At 60.8% G+C, this 15,008-nt stretch carries 13 protein-coding genes and 1 tRNA gene; 5 read left to right on the top strand and 9 right to left on the bottom strand.

Annotation, left to right across the window (positions count from 1 at the left end; all coding sequences use genetic code 11):
- Positions 1-45: 45 nt before the first annotated feature.
- Together JV201_RS13240 and JV201_RS13235 are read right to left on the bottom strand one after the other, a co-directional pair.
- A tRNA-Cys gene (locus JV201_RS13240) sits at positions 46-119 on the bottom strand.
- A gap of 214 nt (positions 120-333) precedes the next feature.
- Positions 334-2,631 (bottom strand): acylase, encoded by a 2,298-nt coding sequence (locus JV201_RS13235; RefSeq protein WP_219407047.1) that lies wholly within the window; start codon positions 2,629-2,631, stop codon positions 334-336.
- A 243-nt stretch (positions 2,632-2,874) separates the two neighbouring features.
- On the opposite strand from JV201_RS13235, the gene JV201_RS13230 reads away from it, so the two are divergent.
- Positions 2,875-3,252 carry a hypothetical protein gene (locus JV201_RS13230; protein ID WP_032899365.1) on the top strand — a complete coding sequence of 126 codons (378 nt, stop codon included), beginning with the start codon at positions 2,875-2,877 and terminating at the stop codon, positions 3,250-3,252.
- Position 3,253: 1 nt separating this feature from the next.
- Here the strand turns inward: JV201_RS13230 and JV201_RS13225 are convergent, their stop codons facing one another.
- The gene (locus tag JV201_RS13225) at positions 3,254-3,448 is read right to left on the bottom strand and encodes a hypothetical protein (protein ID WP_003207574.1); all 195 of its coding nucleotides are present in this window, start codon (positions 3,446-3,448) and stop codon (positions 3,254-3,256) included.
- Positions 3,449-3,621: 173 nt separating this feature from the next.
- Here JV201_RS13225 and JV201_RS13220 point away from each other — a divergent pair, with 173 nt between their 5' ends.
- Both JV201_RS13220 and JV201_RS13215 read left to right on the top strand, forming a co-directional pair.
- The gene (locus JV201_RS13220) at positions 3,622-3,759 is read left to right on the top strand and encodes a hypothetical protein (protein WP_003207572.1); all 138 of its coding nucleotides are present in this window, start codon (positions 3,622-3,624) and stop codon (positions 3,757-3,759) included.
- 313 nt (positions 3,760-4,072) lie between these two features.
- The gene (locus tag JV201_RS13215; protein WP_257903316.1) at positions 4,073-7,435 is read left to right on the top strand and encodes a membrane-targeted effector domain-containing toxin; all 3,363 of its coding nucleotides are present in this window, start codon (positions 4,073-4,075) and stop codon (positions 7,433-7,435) included.
- A 47-nt stretch (positions 7,436-7,482) separates the two neighbouring features.
- On the opposite strand, the gene JV201_RS13210 is transcribed toward JV201_RS13215, so the two are convergent.
- From JV201_RS13210 to JV201_RS13190, 5 genes are read right to left on the bottom strand one after another with little or no spacing between them, the layout of a single operon-like run.
- On the bottom strand, positions 7,483-8,235 hold the full coding sequence (locus JV201_RS13210) for an ABC transporter permease (RefSeq protein ID WP_172834573.1): 753 nt from the start codon (positions 8,233-8,235) through the stop codon (positions 7,483-7,485).
- Between the two features lie 14 nt (positions 8,236-8,249).
- A complete protein-coding gene (locus JV201_RS13205) occupies positions 8,250-9,449 on the bottom strand; it encodes an ABC transporter substrate-binding protein (protein ID WP_010171568.1) in 1,200 nt (399 codons plus the stop codon).
- Positions 9,436-10,239, bottom strand: a complete 804-nt coding sequence (locus JV201_RS13200; protein ID WP_003207565.1) for an ABC transporter ATP-binding protein — start codon at positions 10,237-10,239, stop codon at positions 9,436-9,438. Before JV201_RS13200 ends, JV201_RS13205 begins: the two co-directional genes overlap by 14 nt.
- Positions 10,236-11,297, bottom strand: coding sequence for an acyl-CoA dehydrogenase family protein (locus JV201_RS13195; RefSeq protein WP_003207563.1), 1,062 nt, complete (start codon positions 11,295-11,297; stop codon positions 10,236-10,238). The genes JV201_RS13200 and JV201_RS13195 overlap by 4 nt, the downstream gene beginning before the upstream one ends.
- Before the next feature lie 52 nt (positions 11,298-11,349).
- Positions 11,350-11,910 (bottom strand): carboxymuconolactone decarboxylase family protein, encoded by a 561-nt coding sequence (locus JV201_RS13190; protein WP_003207562.1) that lies wholly within the window; start codon positions 11,908-11,910, stop codon positions 11,350-11,352.
- 102 nt (positions 11,911-12,012) lie between these two features.
- Here JV201_RS13190 and JV201_RS13185 point away from each other — a divergent pair, with 102 nt between their 5' ends.
- Complete coding sequence (locus tag JV201_RS13185; RefSeq protein ID WP_087692364.1) at positions 12,013-12,918, top strand: AraC family transcriptional regulator; 906 nt, start codon at positions 12,013-12,015, stop codon at positions 12,916-12,918.
- Here the strand turns inward: JV201_RS13185 and JV201_RS13180 are convergent.
- Positions 12,909-13,826 carry a LysR family transcriptional regulator gene (locus tag JV201_RS13180; RefSeq protein WP_102605555.1) on the bottom strand — a complete coding sequence of 306 codons (918 nt, stop codon included), beginning with the start codon at positions 13,824-13,826 and terminating at the stop codon, positions 12,909-12,911. The two genes, JV201_RS13185 and JV201_RS13180, sit on opposite strands and share 10 nt — an antisense overlap.
- A gap of 118 nt (positions 13,827-13,944) precedes the next feature.
- On the opposite strand from JV201_RS13180, the gene JV201_RS13175 reads away from it, so the two are divergent.
- Positions 13,945-14,940, top strand: coding sequence for an aldo/keto reductase (locus tag JV201_RS13175; RefSeq protein ID WP_102368897.1), 996 nt, complete (start codon positions 13,945-13,947; stop codon positions 14,938-14,940).
- Positions 14,941-15,008 lie beyond the last annotated feature (68 nt).

The raw sequence follows: 15,008 nt of genomic DNA, 5'->3' as shown, positions 1-15,008 counted from the left end.
GCAATAAAAAACCCCGTAGACCATTAATCTACGGGGTTTTAAGAGTGGAGGCCGAGGTCGGAATCGAACCGGCGTAGGCGGATTTGCAATCCGCTGCATAACCATTTTGCTACTCGGCCTCAAACGATCAATGCCCTACAACCGACATTCACCGCATACAAACTTGAGTGGGCTATGTGAAGCTTGCCTCTACTCTATCTCATTGAAAACATTGAAGTTTTTAATGCTTCAGTGCGTTCGATGGGCGCAATTATGTACTCATTTGCCAGGGCTTGCAACCCCTTGATTTCAAAAAATATTCTCTCAAGGGGCAGGCATTCCTGGTGGGCTACCCTACCGCCCGGCTTCTTCCTTGTCACGGATAACCTGCAATTGATACTGCGGGTCCGCCTTGATCTGCTGTTCGGTAAACGGCAGCGGGCTGAGTTTTTTCTCGGAAAACGCCTGGGTCTGGTCCTTGAAGTATTTCGACGCGGGGTCGCTGGACAAGGAGAATGCCAGCACACCTTCGGCATTGGGCCCCTTCTCGTCGAACGTCACGATCTGCAAGTAGCTGCTGCCGCTGACTACCTCGCGCTTGCCATCGACCCGAGGCACGCTTTGCATGGCGTTATAAACGCCCAGCTCTTGCGGGCCGCCGTGGATCGGTGTCTGGCCCGAGACCTGAATATCACCCCAGCGGCTTTCGGCCGTCAGCCCGCGCTTGGCCACGTCGGCGGCTGACGCGAGCATCGCTTCATGCAGTGCCTTGGCCACGTTTGCCCGATCGACCGCCAGCCCACGTGGTGTGGTCAGGGGTTGTGCCGGATCGAAACCCACCTTCCACGCGTCCGGCGCTTGCGCCAGTTGCTCCGCCAGGTTGATGAAGTGCACCAGGCCCAGGCCGCTGTCGAGGTTGGCGCGCTGGTCCCAGTTTTTCAGGCTGTCGCACACCGATTTCACGCTGGCATCGGCACCCGCGCAGAACTTCAGCAAGTCCGGCATCACCTGGCTGGCAAGATACACCTGGTTGTCCATGACCATGTTCTGCAGGTCGGCGACCTTGATCGGTTGCTTGTCGAGCTCCTGCAAGCGTTGCAAGGCAAAGCGCGCACGCGGGCCCAAGCCGATCTTGTCCTGGCTGATAACGGGCGAAAACCCGGTCAAGGGTGCCTTGGGGTTGACCAGCCAGGCCGAGTCGTTGGAGTGCTGCACGTAGTCGGTGCGCTCCAGTTGCGGCAGTTGCTCGGCGGGGAAGATCCCGGCCTGGGCGGCACGCGGGTCCACGTCCCAGGCGCAGGCGCTGCGAGAGCCGTCGAGCATGATGAATTGCAGCCCGACCCGTGGGTCACTGCACTGTGCGAGCTTTTTCGCGCTGACGTTCGGCACCACCGACAGGTTCATGTACAGGCTTTGACCCTGGTCATCCGCTGCCACCGTGTTGACCCACGGGATACCTTGCAGGGTGTGTACCGAGGTTTGCAGTTCCTTGAGGTTCGCTGCGCGGTTCATCGCGTACCACTGTTGCAGCACACGGTCGTTGCCCAGGTTGGCATCCCGCAGGCTGAAGGCATATTTGGCGTCCCAGTCGAGTTTGCCCGGCCATTGCACGATGGGGCCGAACTGCGAGCTGTAGACCGTGCGGGACTGTTCCCGGGTACCGCCGTCGGCAGTTTTTACCGCTACCTTGATCGTGGTTTTATCCATGGGCACGGACTTGCCGTCCAGCAAATAGCGAGTCGGGTCCTTGGGGTCCAGAGTCAGGCGATACAGGGTGAAGTGCTTGGACGTATCAACGGTGTGCGTCCACGCAACGTGCTGGTTGAAGCCGATATTGATCACCGGCAGGCCCGGCAACGCAGCGCCCATCACATCCAGCTGGCCGGGGATGGTCAGGTGCATCTCGTAGAAACGCATGCCGCCCACCCACGGAAAATGCGGGTTGGCCAGCAGCATGCCGCGGCCGTTGAACGAACGGTCACGCCCCACCGCCACCGCGTTGCTGCCACGGTCCAGGGCGAAACGTTGCTGGTTGGCCGCCGCGACCTCAAACGCCTTGCTGTCCACCTGGGCGACGGTGTTGGGCGGCGTGGCCCCCACCAGGGCCTCGGCAAATTGCCCGACGCCACCTTCCACCAGCAGCCGGCGGGTCAGCTTGACCAGGTCTTCGGCCGTGATCGGCCGTACCCAGGCCGCCTGGCACTGCGCCGGCAAACCCTGGGCAGTGCGCTCCTTGAGGTAGTGGTTGTAACCGGCAACATACCCTTCAATGCGCTGCTGCATCGCCGGGGGCTGGGCCTTCCAGAATGCCGCAACCGCCTGGGGAGTGTTCAGCCAGGTGAAGAACACGTCGTTGGCAAGGTTGTTACGCCCTTCCAGGGTCGCCTGCTCGGGACCAAAGTACCTGGCACGCTCGCCATTGACCGTTAGCACCTCATTGGCCAGCAGGCACAGGTTGTCCTGGGCATAGGCATAACCGATGCCGAACCCCAGCCCACGCTCATCGTTGGCCCGGATATGCGGGACACCAAAGCTGGTGCGACGGATCTCGGCGGTGGCCTGTTGCTCCTGCACCCGCGCCGCGGCCGAAAGACTCAGCCCCAGCAACGCCCCTGCCACACACATCCTGAACAACCCGTTGGAAATAATCACGCAGACTCCACAGCCAAATTAAACACCGCGACGAGGGACAGCTTCGCCAACACCTCAGTTAAGACGTAAATACCGGGAATAATTTTAGCAGCCGCAGGCGTTTATTCGGACAGGTCGGTATGTCTCCAGGATGTTACCGACAAAATTTCTACATCCCCCGCTTCATGATTTGTGCAGCTCGTACGTCTTATTAACTAAGAGCGCCATCATTTTCCTGATCAGGCTCTGATAAGGAGTTTCTGCATGTACAACTCGCAACTGCCCACGGAAGGACACTCACCCATGCATGACGGAGGTTTTGCCACCGGCAACCAGGCGTTCGGCAAGGCGCCGGAACATGGCAACCAGCGTATTCGTCATTTGCTCAAATGCTTTGGCCTGCGCACCAGCCTGATCCGGCTGAAGGTCATCGACGCCCTGCTGACCGCCGCCGACAACCAGCGCACCCTCGGCGTGCGCGGCGTGCACAGCCATTTGCTGGAGCTGGGCATCCCGTTGTCGTTTCTCAGCGTGCGCGAGGTGCTCAAGCGCCTGTGCACCGAAGGCGTGATCACCCTGAACGCCGACAAGAGCTACAGCCTGCACGAGCAGGCTGCCAAAGTCCTGGAAGGCCGGGCCTGACTCAAAGGTTGGGCTTGACCTTGCGACGCATCACACCGTTGATCACCACCACGGTTACCGCTACCGCAATCGCGATGTACTGGAACGTCTTTTCGCTGATGACCCCGTTGTTCTGCAAGTAGGACAGGCCAAACATCGTCCCCAGCACCAGCAGGGAGATCAGAATCGAGTATTTCAAACGTTGCTTTTGGGTCATGACGGGTTCCTGAAGCTAAAAAATTGTGTCCACTTTGTATCGACTACCACACCAAGCACATACCTGTTAGCGGGGATGGATTGGGGTCGGCGGGGTCTCATGTTACAGGCGATGAAAAACTTTGGCTTGCCCAACGCCTGATTGAACCTGAGAGCCCCCTAGAGGATTTTGAAATGCTTCGTCGAATCACACTGCTGATTCCCTTGCTGATCATGTTGAGCATGAGCGGCTGCATTATTTTCCCCCACGGCGGCGGCGGTTGGCATGACCATCGCTACAGCGAAGGCGGACCGGGGTATTACCATCGCTGATCGGTCATCCGTACATTTTCTGACATCTTGAACACTTTACAGGCGGAGCCATTCCCCCTGCTTCCGACACTCAGCAAGAGCGTCCAGGAAGCAGGGAGGTTTTCCTGAAAGGCGCATTCCTGAATGAGCGTGCCTAAAGGTGTTCACGATGATAGTCAGCAACTCGGTTCCTTCCTCCACTGCATACCCACCACCGCCCCCTCCTCCGATACCACTCCCCGATATACCGTCATACCCCGATGAAATATTGCAAAGCGCAACGGACATTCCGGACCCCGCGGCTGACACACCGCCCCCCAATGGCCCGAAAGCCTTGGAGACCGCGCTGGCTGACCGAAAAAACTGGCAGGCACTGGCGCAGCAGCTCACTCATGTCGCCACGTTGGCAGGACCGAACGCGCCGTTTCTGGTGGTGCGATCTGCGCTGGGAAGCACGCTGATGGACCTCGCGCCCAACTCTTCTTACCCCCCAAATAGTGCTAACGCCGTGAGTCTTGCAAACTTTCTCAAGGCTATGGGCCTGCCCGAGCCAACCACCCATGATGAGCTGACGACCCTGGCGCGCACATCGCTGACACGTTCCCACCCCCATCCATGGGGAAATCTGGGCGGCGCCTTGTCCTGGCCCCTGCCCTTGAGCACACCTCAGCAGAACGAACTGCTCACCGCCGCCAGAGAACATGCCGCTGGCGCTCCGGATGTTCAGCAAGCAAGCCAGCAGCGGGGGCTCCTGGAGTTTCTGAACGGTAACCTGCCGCTCTCCAGCGACGCCTCGAGCGATCCGGCCAAAACGCTGGAAGCCCTCATCCGTTCCCCCCGAGGCCAGGCGCTGGGAGAGGCCTTGCAGACCAAACTGGAGAGCATTCCGACTGATAGCAGTGTGAATGATCACGTACTGGCAGCCATCAACCTCGATCTGGATCAGGAATCCATCACCCAACCGCATCGCAACAAAGTGGCCGGATTCGACCTGTCACATAAACAATATTGGGGCAAACCCACCTCGGCGATCGTCGCCGGCCTGCGCGAGCACTTGAGTGATACCGGCAAAACCTCACCTGCCAACGCCTCGCTGGGTACGCATCTGCTGTTGATGCGGGCGGCGCCGCAGTTGCTGATCAAGGATATTCCCGACAGCGTGGTCTACGGCAGCCTGGCCTGGGCCAACCTGTGCATCGCGGCGGCCGCCATCGAAGCCAGGTCCCCTGGCAGCGTAGCGAACATGAGTTTTGCCGAAGTGATGATCGCCGCCGACTCAAGTGGGCCCGCGCCCGAAGCTGCCCAAACTGCGGCATTGTTGGACTGGGCCGTGGTCAATGGGGTGCTTGAGGCGAAAGACGACACGCTTTACGAAAAACCAGACATTGATACCGCCATGGACGTGTTCAACTATCAATTGGGCAAGCTGAAACACGCCTCCGGCCTGCTTGACACCCCGATGCCCAGCCGCAAGCAGATGGCGCTGGACCTGCTCAAGGAAAAATTTGGCGAAGGCGTCCCCTTTGAAGAGAAGGTGTTGCTCAAGCCCAACAAAACCGCCAACAAGACGATCCCCACTCGCGGCCCTTATTCCATGCTGGACCTGACCATGCAAGGCGAGAAAATAACGGCATCAGACTGGGAGCTCAAACCTGGAACGCATGGCGTCGATCTTGATGCCTTCGCCGCCTTTACCCATGGCCCCGGCTTTAAAGTCCCCGACACCTTTGACAAAGCCATTAGCCAGACCATAAGCGACTATAAAACCGTCAAGAAATATTCCATCTTGAATGCCCTCGCCAACCTTCCACCGGAGGACAAAGAAAACTTGCGGTTAGGAAAGCTGAACTTCTACAAAGAAAAATCCTACAGAGTCAGCTGGACACCATTCGCGGGAGAAACCCTCTTCCATACAAGCAAAAAAATACTGGTCACCACAAAACACCAGAACAAGCCGTCCACCTATGAGTTCGATACCGAAAAAGGCAGCATCAGGAAAGTCAGCAACGCAGTTATCACGCGCCAGGACCAGAAGATCGCCAACGAAGTAACCCGAATAGAAGAGTTCTCCACCTTCGATGCCAAGCGCGACTATATAAAGCAAGAGAACCCGCTCGAGGGATCCAATCCCAACCTGTTCAGGAATTTCCGGGCTGAGTACCTTGCGGATTCAATCGTCGAGGGGCTCGATCTGGAAACCGTCAGGCAACAAGCGGCCGGAAGTACGCCGGATGAGCATAGAAGGACGGTCGCCAGCACCATCGGCAACTTTTTTCTCGACCTTGTTCCGCTCAGGTCGGCCATCGTCAACTTCAGTAATGGCAACTATAAAGATGGGTTCTCTGACCTGGCATTTGATGTGTTCGGCTTTCTCACGGCAGGTGCAGGCGTCGCCGCGAAGGTCGGAAAAACCCTGAGCACTGCCAGCAGCGCGGCCAGCAAAGCCCTCAAGCTGAGCAAGATTTTCGGGGTTACCGCACTCTCGGAACTCAATCCGCTGAGCGGACTTGGCGACCTGGTAGTCGGCGCGGGAAAACTCGCCATCGACGGCGCAAACGCAGCCACCCAGGGCTTGAAAACGCTCAAGGGTACAGCGAGCAACAGCGAGCTTGCCGCCGCCGGCACTCGATATGACGCAGCCGCTACCGGCTCATTCCAGATGGGCGAGCAGACGGTCGAGGGCAGCGCGGTGCAGATCAAGGGCAAGTGGTACGCTTTCGACGCACAAACGCACCAGCCGTACGGCAGCCCCCTGCAAGCGTTCAGTAGCGCTGATACGCTGGAGCCCTCCCCCAACGCCTATGCCGCTTCGAGCAAGAGCACTCACCGGTTTAACCCGACAAACACCGTCAACCGCCCACCTCGAATCAGGAAGCCGTTACCCGAGGGCCAATACGTGGAAAGTTTGAAAGGAAGGCTCGAATCATCCCATTTCAAGCTCGACACCCGCCAGGCAACGCTGGATAAGTTTCGGGTGGAAATGGAGGACTATTATGAGGCGATCAAGGATGGAGGCCTTCCGCCGCGCCCTACAATCCCCGATATCCCCGTACCGATCCCCGCAGCCGATCTGATCACGGAGGCATTGAAAGCATCAAACGGCGTGGTGTTTGGAGAGTCTCACTCGCAGATGGCCAGCTTTAAAATGCTGTTCGACAACGTCGATACGCTAAAAAGCCAGGGTGTCAAAAAAGTCTATTTCGAAGGGTATATCGACTACATCGGTGGCCCCGCTGATGATGGAATCGGAATGCTCGGAAACAGCAACACTCGCCGCACGAATCCAACACTGGAGCAACTCAAGAAAAAATTTGAAGACAATGGAATAGAGCTTTTACCCCTCGATCACTATTACCTGACGCGACATAGACACGACAAATCCCGTGATCGCACCCGCACTGGCGTCAACTCTGAAAAGCGGCTCAAGGAGTTCAACTACTACGCTGCGGAAACCATCCAGGCAAACTCCGGCACCGAAAAGTGGGTCGCGTTAGTGGGAAGCGCGCACATGAACACCTCCGAAGGTGTTCCGGGCTTGGCGGAACTGACGGAAAGCATCGGCATCGGGGTTTTTGACAACCGGAACATGACCCACAGCAGCATCGGGCTTAAAGCAAAAAACCCTGCGCCAGACCCGAACCGGCCATTACAGCCCAACGATATTCCAGGCGACCTGCGCATCTACGTGAAACCCTGAGCACATCGCAAAGGCCCGGAAAGCCTCCGAGCCTTTGCATGAGGTGTTCACCCTCCATGCACCCAGCGCTGATGCAACCAGCGCGCAAACGCATCCAGGGCAAACCCCAACAAGCCGATCAGCAGCACCATCGCCATCAGCTCCGAGTAGGCCAGCCGGTCGCGAGTGTCGAGGATGTAATAACCCAGCCCGGCACTGACCCCGAGCATCTCGCACGGCACCAGCACGATCCACAGGATCCCGATGGCCAGGCGCACGCCGGTCAGCACGTGCCCCATCACCCCGGGAATAATCACCCGGCGCAAGGTTTCCCAGCGCGTGGCGCTCAGGCTCTTGCTCAGTTGCAACCAGCGCGGATCGAGCTGACGCACACCCGCCGCCGTATTCAGCAGAATCGGCCACACCGCTGCGAACGCCAGCAGGAAGTAGATCGGCTGGTCGCCCACGCCCATCAACATCACCACGATGGGCATCCACGACAGCGGCGAGATCATCCGCAGAAACTGGAACGCCGGCGTGGTCGCCGCCTCCAGCTTGCGCGAACTACCCACCAGCAAGCCCAGCGGTACACCAATCAGCAATGCCAGGAACAGCCCGACGAAGATCCGCTTGAGGCTCACGGCTATGTTCAGGTACAGCTCGCTGCGGCCCAGCAACTCCCACAGGCTGGCGAGGGTCGCCGACAGCGAAAACCGCGCAGACAAACCGTCCGCGCTGCCAAAGACCTTCACCCCCAGCCACCAGAGCAACAACAACCCCGCCAACCCGCTCAAGCCAAGCAACCAGCCCGGCAACCCCAAGGTTTTGCCGTTGTTCAAACGCCAATCTCCTCGTTTCGCTCAAAGCCCTCAGGCAAGCCGAAGGTCTTCATGCCGCCCACCGCCGCGATCGCATTGCGCACGAAGCGGTCGTCCACCAGGTCCTTGGCGACAAACGCGGGGTCCAGGTCGGCGAGGAATTTCTTGTCGCCCTCGATGAGCGTGTCTTTCAGGCGGCGTACCAGCTCCTCGGTGTAGCTGGGGAATGGATACGGCTGGAAGTCGATGCGATGCTCATCCCAGTTGGCGTGCTGGATCGCGCCGTCAGCCAGGTAAGCCGCACGGTCGCTGGCAGCCGGCGCCAGGACTTTGCGCAGCACCGGTTCGGCATGCGGGGTGTAGCGGTTCTCGCCGTCCTTGGACAGCAGCTTCACCGCCTCTTCACGGTTGTCACGGGTCCAGACCTGGGCCTTGACGATCGCATTCACCACCTTCTGCGACCATTCCGGGCGGTTGGTCAGGTCGTGCTCGTGCATGAACACCACGCAGCACGCATGGTTGCGCCACACATCGCCGGTAAAGCGCTGTACACGGCCCACGTTGAGGTTTTCCGCCAGGGCGTTGAATGGCTCGGCGACGATGTAGCCGTCGATGCGCTTGCTGGCCAGGGCCGGCGGCATGTCCGAGGGCGGCAACACGATCAGGTTGACCTCGTTGGCGGCAATCGCACTGCCGGCGGCACGGGCCACCGGGGTCAGGCCGTTGTCGCGGAACAACTGCTGCACCACCACGTTGTGAATCGAGTACCAGAACGGAATCGCCACCGACTTGCCGCCCAGTTGCTTCACGTCGGTAATGCCCGGCGACACGGTCAAGCCCGAGCCACCCACATGGTTCCAGGCCACGACCTTGGCCGGGACCTTGCTGCCATACCGCGCCCATACGGTCATCGGCGACAGCAGGTGAATCACGTTGACCTGCCCGGAAATGAACGCCTCGATCACCTGCGCCCAACTGCGCAGCAGCACCGGGCGCTCGGCCTTGATGCCTTCGGCCTCGAACAGGCCATTGTTGTGGGCCACCAGCAACGGCGTGGCGTCGGTGATCGGCAAATAGCCGATGCGTACCGGTGCGTCCGGCTCACTGGCCGCCCGGGCCTGCAAGCTGCTCAGCAGTGGCAAGGCTCCGGCGGCACTGAGCACGGCCGAGAGTTTGAGAAAGTCACGGCGCGAGTGAGTGAGGTCATCCAGACACATGGCAAGGCTCCAGCAGTTCAGGGGGTTGGGGGTCAGTGCGGCTCGCCCGCCGTAGGGTTTTGAGAATCTCGATGCGCAGGGTACCGATGGCTTCCACCTGTTCTTCCCGCGGTTGCGGCAAGTCGATGCGCCATTCGCCGAGGGTCCGCGCCGGGCGGTTACCCAGTAGCAGAATCCGGTCGGACAACAGCAGCGCTTCGTCGATATCGTGGGTGATCAGCACCGCCGCCGAACCTTGCTCGCGATTGACCTTGAGCAGCAGGTGCTGCATGTCGGCACGGGTCACTTCATCCAGGGCACCGAAGGGCTCGTCCAGCAGCAATACCTGCGGCTGGCGTGCCAGGCAACGGGCCAGCGCCGTGCGCTGGGCCATGCCGCCGGACAGCGCCGCCGGGAATTGCTGGCGGGCGTGTTCCAGGCCTACGGCGTGGATCGCATGGTCGACCCGGCTGCGACGCTCTTCAGGGCTGAGGTGCGGCTGGCGGGCAAAGTCCAGGCCGAAGGCGACGTTCTTTTCCAGGCTCAGCCACGGCAGCAGGCTGGGGTCCTGGAACGCCACCGCCACGCGCGGGTGCGGGCCATTCAACGGCTCGCCCAGCAGGCGGATGCTGCCACCCTGGGGCGCTTGCAAACCGGCGAGCACCCGCAGCAGGCTGGACTTGCCAACGCCGCTGGGGCCGAGGATCGACACCACTTCGCCGGGCTGCAATTGCAGGTCGAAACCTTCCAGCACCGAATTGCCCGCATAGCCCAGGCAAATTCCCTGGGCGTGCAATACCGCCTGGCTCATAGATTGGCCTGACGGTTCAACTCGGTGCGCAACTGCACCAGGCTCGGGGTCACGATCGGCACAAATGCCGACTCGCGCCAGCGCCGGGCAAAACCGCTGCCGTGGGCCGTCAGGTAGGCCTTGCCGCCGCTGGCTTGCAGCTCCAGTTGCACAGCGCTGGCAGCGATTTCCGCGAGGGCGATGCGCAGGCGGAACAACGGTACCGGCTCAGTGCCGAAGCGGCCGGCCAGCAGGCCTTTCTTCAGGTCGTTGACCGCCTGTTCCAAGGAGGTACGCAACACTTCCAGCTCTTCACGCAATACGGTGCGGCTGGAGCCCAGGTGATTGGCCACCTCCGCCAGCGAGCGCCGCGCCAGGCCGATGGACATGCCGCATTGCAAGCCCAGAAACGCCGGGCGCACGGCCGGCAGGAACTTGCGTGCATCCTCATGCAACAACCAGTCGCGGCTCAGCTCCACGGCTTCAAAGCCGAGGGCCGCGGTATTGCTCGATTGCAGGCCCAGCAGTTCCAGGTCGCGGGAACGTTGCAGGCCGGACACCGAGTCCGGGATCGCCAGGATAAACGGCGCGCCGCCCTGGGCATGCTCGATGGCGGCGGCCACCACAAACCCGTTCTTGCGCAGGTTGGTCACCCAGTGCAGGCGGCCATTGAGATTCCAGCCGTCGTCGGTCGGCTCGGCGCTGATTTGCAGCGACTCGATGCCAGACAAAAACTTCATCGCGTTGGACAGCCCGGTCGCCCCGGCCAGCTTGCCGCTCAGCAGGTCCGGCAGCAGTTGCTCGCGCAGGCGCTGGTTCGGGCTTTGCAGCAGGTATTCGATAAACGAGCGTTGGCCCCAGCACACAAACGCCGACGCCAGGGAATGGCTAGCTACGTCGGCGATAGCTTCCACCGCGCCGGTGACATCGCCGCCCAGGCCACCGAGGTCCTTGGGCACACCGATACGTAATACATTGGCCTCTGCCAGCCGTGGCAGCACTTCCTGCGGATCGCAACTGCCCACATCCAGGGCCTGCGCTTGAACATCGAGCCAACGGCTCAAGATTGGGTCAAGCATTCATGTTTCTCCTTGTTGCAGCATGTTTACCATCGCGAACGCTTGCGCGCCTTCAGCTAGCCGGTTTTTCCCAACGGTATTGCGCCAGTTCCGGGTTCAACGGGGTACGGGCAAACACGTTGGCGAAGTTGCACAGGGTGGCCAGGCTCACACCCAGAATAACCTCAAGGGCATGACCGTCGGTGTAGCCTGCCTCACGGAACGCGGTGTAGCCGGCGTCGCTGACATCACCGCGGGTGGCGATCACTTCACGGGTGAACGCTGCCAGTGTCTCATAACGCTCGTTGGGCAGTTCACCGCGCTGGCGCAGGGCGTCGATCACGTCTTCCGGCAGCTTGGCCTTGTTGCGCGCTACGGCAGTGTGCCCGGCGACGCAGAAATCGCAACCGTGATTGGTGGCGGCAATCAGTTGCACCACTTCGCGGTCGGCCAGGCTCAGGTCAGACTTGGCGTTCAGGCCCGACACGGTGATGTAGGTTTCCAGGGCTGCCGGGGCGTTGGCCAGCACCGCCAACAGATTGGGGATGAACCCGGAACCCTTCAGGGCATTTTCCAGAAAGGGCTTGGCCGCCTCAGGAGCGGTTTCCAGGGTTAGCATCGGTACGCGGGACATGGAGTGGTCTCCTCATGGATTCGTGTACCAAGTCTGTTGGTTATAAAAAATCCGCTCAATAGTCTAAAGTAGCGATTACTTGCTCTAGAGTCTTTCCGTTAGATGAATTCGTCCAGTTCACTCGTCGATTGGTTATTAGATAGCCTTGAACTCAACACCAGCCTGTTTCACGTCGGGCGTTACTGCGGCGACTGGCACGCCAGCACCCATGGCCTGGCAAGCGCGAGTTTTCATCTGGTGGTGCAAGGGCAGTGCTGGATGCACATCGACGGCGACTCGACCCCTTACCCATTGAACAACGGCGATGCAGTCTTCCTGCTGCGGGACCTGGCGTACCGCTTGTCCAGCGATGGCACCGCCACCGGCGCCCAGGAATGCCCGCGCAAACCAATGCTGCCACTGGACAGCCAAGCCAGTGACGGCGTGGGCCTGGTGTGCGGGTTCTTTCACTTCCAGTCCGGGCTGTCGGCGATGATTGTCGACACCCTGCCCGCCTGGATCATCCTGCGGGCCGGTGATCCATCGCTGACCGCCGCGCGCAACCTGTTCGAACTGATCCTGCAGGAATGCGAGCGCACGCCGGCGCCCTCGCCCGCCCTGCTGGAGCGCCTGTGCCACCTGCTGTTCCTGTATGTGCTGCGCCAACAGGTGCTGGACAACACCGACCTCGGCGGCCTGGCGGCGCTGGCTCGGCAACCGGCATTTGCCAACCTGCTGGAGCAGCTGATCGCACGCCCGGCCGAGCCCTGGACCTTGGAAAGCATGGCCGCCTGCACCGGCCTGTCGCGCTCGGCGTTCTTCAAGCGCTTCAATGAACTGTGCGGGCAGTCGCCGGGGCAAGTGCTGCTGATGATGCGTGTGCGCCACGCCTGCCAACTGTTCAAGCAGGACCAGACCGTAGCGGACGTGTCCCTCGCCGTGGGTTATCAATCGGTGGCGGCGTTTACCCGGGCCTTCCATAAGGTCACCGGCTTCCAGCCCGGCGCCTACCGCAAGGCTCAAGGTTGACGCTGCAACCCATTGCCCGGCCGGGCACACAACTCCACCAGCCAATCGACAAACACCCGCACCCGTTGCGACAGCTGGCGATGCGGCGGGTACAGCGCCGTCAGCGGTAACCTGGGCGGCGGCTGATGCGCCAGCACCTCCACCAGCGTGCCCGCTTCCAACTGGCGAACGGCGTGGTAGTACGGCGTCTGTACCAGGCCGTAACCCGCCTCACAGGCCGCCAGGTAACCATCGGCACTGTTGACCGCCACTTGCTTGGGCAGGTCGACCAAGCGGATGTCGCTGCCGATCTGAAACTCCAGGCCATAGCGTTTGCCGCTGGTGCTGGAGAAATACTCCACCACTTGATGGCCGGCCAACTCATCCAGCGTCGATGGCACGCCGAACCGCTGCAAGTAGCCGGGGCTGGCGCAGGTCACCTGATCCATCATCGCCAGCGGCCGTGCCACCAGCGACTCATCCAGCGCCAGGCCGCCGCGCAACACGCAGTCAACGCCTTCGCGGATCAGGTCCACCGGGCGGTCGTTGAGGCCGATTTCCAGATCAATCTGCGGGTAACGTGTGGTGAACTCGGGCATTGCCGGAATCACCAGGAAACGCCCGATCCCGGACGGCATATCGATACGCAACGTGCCGCGCGGGTTTCGTCGGCTGGTGGAGAATACCGCCTCGGTTTCCTCAAGGTCCGCCAGCAGGCTCACGCAACGCTGGTAGTAGGCGGCACCGTCCAGGGTCGGGCTGACCTGGCGTGTGGTGCGCTGCAACAGTTGCACCCCCAGGTGCGCCTCCAGTTGCTTGATCAGGATGGTCACCGAGGCACGCGGCAGTTGCAGGCTGTCAGCCGCCTTGGCAAACCCGCCCAGTTCGACAATCCGCACGAACACTCGCATCGCATTAAAACGGTCCACGGGCCGGTTTCCTTCAGGGATTATTTAGAATTTCATAATAGTGATAGCGGTTTTAGCCGGTTTATCCCGCTTTTGTCGAGGGCAACAATGGAGGCCTTCCCACACAGGAGCTGGACCCATGCACACACGTCAACTCGGTAAAAATGGTCCCCAGGTGTCCGCCATCGGCCTCGGCTGCATGGGCATGACCGATTTCTACACCACCGGCACCGATACCACCGAAGCCATCGCCACTCTGCACCGCGCCCTGGAACTGGGGATCAACCTGCTGGACACCGCCGACATGTACGGCCCCCATACCAACGAAGAACTGATTGGCAAGGCCATCGCCGGCAAGCGCGACCAGGTGTTCCTCGCCAGCAAGTTCGGCATCGTGCGTGACCCCGCAAACCCCGCGCTGCGTGGGGTGAATGGCCGTCCCGAGTACATTCGCGACGCCATCGACGGCACCCTGAAACGCCTCGGCGTAGAAACCCTGGACCTCTACTACCAGCACCGCATCGACCCTGAAGTGGCGATTGAAGAAACCGTCGGCGCCATGGCCGAGTTGGTCAAGCAAGGCAAGGTGCGTTACCTGGGCCTGAGTGAAGCGTCGGCGGCCACCCTCGAGCGCGCTCATAAAGTGCATCCCATCAGCGCCCTGCAAAGCGAATATTCGCTGTGGAGCCGTGATCAGGAGGACAACGGTTGCCTCGCCGCCTGCGAACGCCTGGGGATCGCATTTGTGCCTTACAGCCCACTGGGTCGTGGCTTCCTGACCGGCGCGCTGAAAAGCCCGGATGATTTTGCGGCGGATGATTACCGCCGCTTCAGCCCGCGTTTCCAGGGCGAGAACTTTGCGAAGAACCTGCTGCTGGTGGACCAGGTACAAGCCCTGGCCGCCGACAAGGGCGTGACCGCCGGGCAACTGGCGTTGGCCTGGGTGCTGGCGCAAGGGGATTACCTGATCCCGATCCCGGGGACCAAGCAACGCAAGTACCTGGAAGAGAACGTCGCGGCATTGGAGGTCAAGCTCAGCCCGACCGAGTTGGCGGCGCTGGAGGCCATCTTCCCGGCCAACGCCACAGCCGGGCTGCGCTACCCGGAAGCGGTCATGCAGATGCTGGACAAATAATCCTGCCACGCCGGATCGGGGCTGGCTCGCCAGCTCCGCGCCTTGAATCCCTGCCCTGGTTTTTCTTG

This window comes from Pseudomonas sp. Colony2 (assembly GCF_019382755.1).
In the GTDB taxonomy this organism is placed as follows: Bacteria; Pseudomonadota; Gammaproteobacteria; order Pseudomonadales; family Pseudomonadaceae; genus Aquipseudomonas.
This window is presented reverse-complemented; position numbering and strand designations above follow the sequence as displayed.

What these genes read in the sequence shown, in the direction of transcription:
- JV201_RS13225 (WP_003207574.1), bottom strand. Translation starts at nt 3,448, where the DNA reads ATGACCCAAAAGCAACGTTTGAAATACTCGATTCTGATCTCCCTGCTG.
- JV201_RS13195 (WP_003207563.1), bottom strand. Translation starts at nt 11,297, where the DNA reads ATGCTTGACCCAATCTTGAGCCGTTGGCTCGATGTTCAAGCGCAGGCC.
- JV201_RS13185 (WP_087692364.1), top strand. Translation starts at nt 12,013, where the DNA reads ATGAATTCGTCCAGTTCACTCGTCGATTGGTTATTAGATAGCCTTGAA.
- JV201_RS13200 (WP_003207565.1), bottom strand. Translation starts at nt 10,239, where the DNA reads ATGAGCCAGGCGGTATTGCACGCCCAGGGAATTTGCCTGGGCTATGCG.
- JV201_RS13205 (WP_010171568.1), bottom strand. Translation starts at nt 9,449, where the DNA reads ATGTGTCTGGATGACCTCACTCACTCGCGCCGTGACTTTCTCAAACTC.
- JV201_RS13175 (WP_102368897.1), top strand. Translation starts at nt 13,945, where the DNA reads ATGCACACACGTCAACTCGGTAAAAATGGTCCCCAGGTGTCCGCCATC.
- JV201_RS13230 (WP_032899365.1), top strand. Translation starts at nt 2,875, where the DNA reads ATGTACAACTCGCAACTGCCCACGGAAGGACACTCACCCATGCATGAC.
- JV201_RS13190 (WP_003207562.1), bottom strand. Translation starts at nt 11,910, where the DNA reads ATGTCCCGCGTACCGATGCTAACCCTGGAAACCGCTCCTGAGGCGGCC.
- JV201_RS13220 (WP_003207572.1), top strand. Translation starts at nt 3,622, where the DNA reads ATGCTTCGTCGAATCACACTGCTGATTCCCTTGCTGATCATGTTGAGC.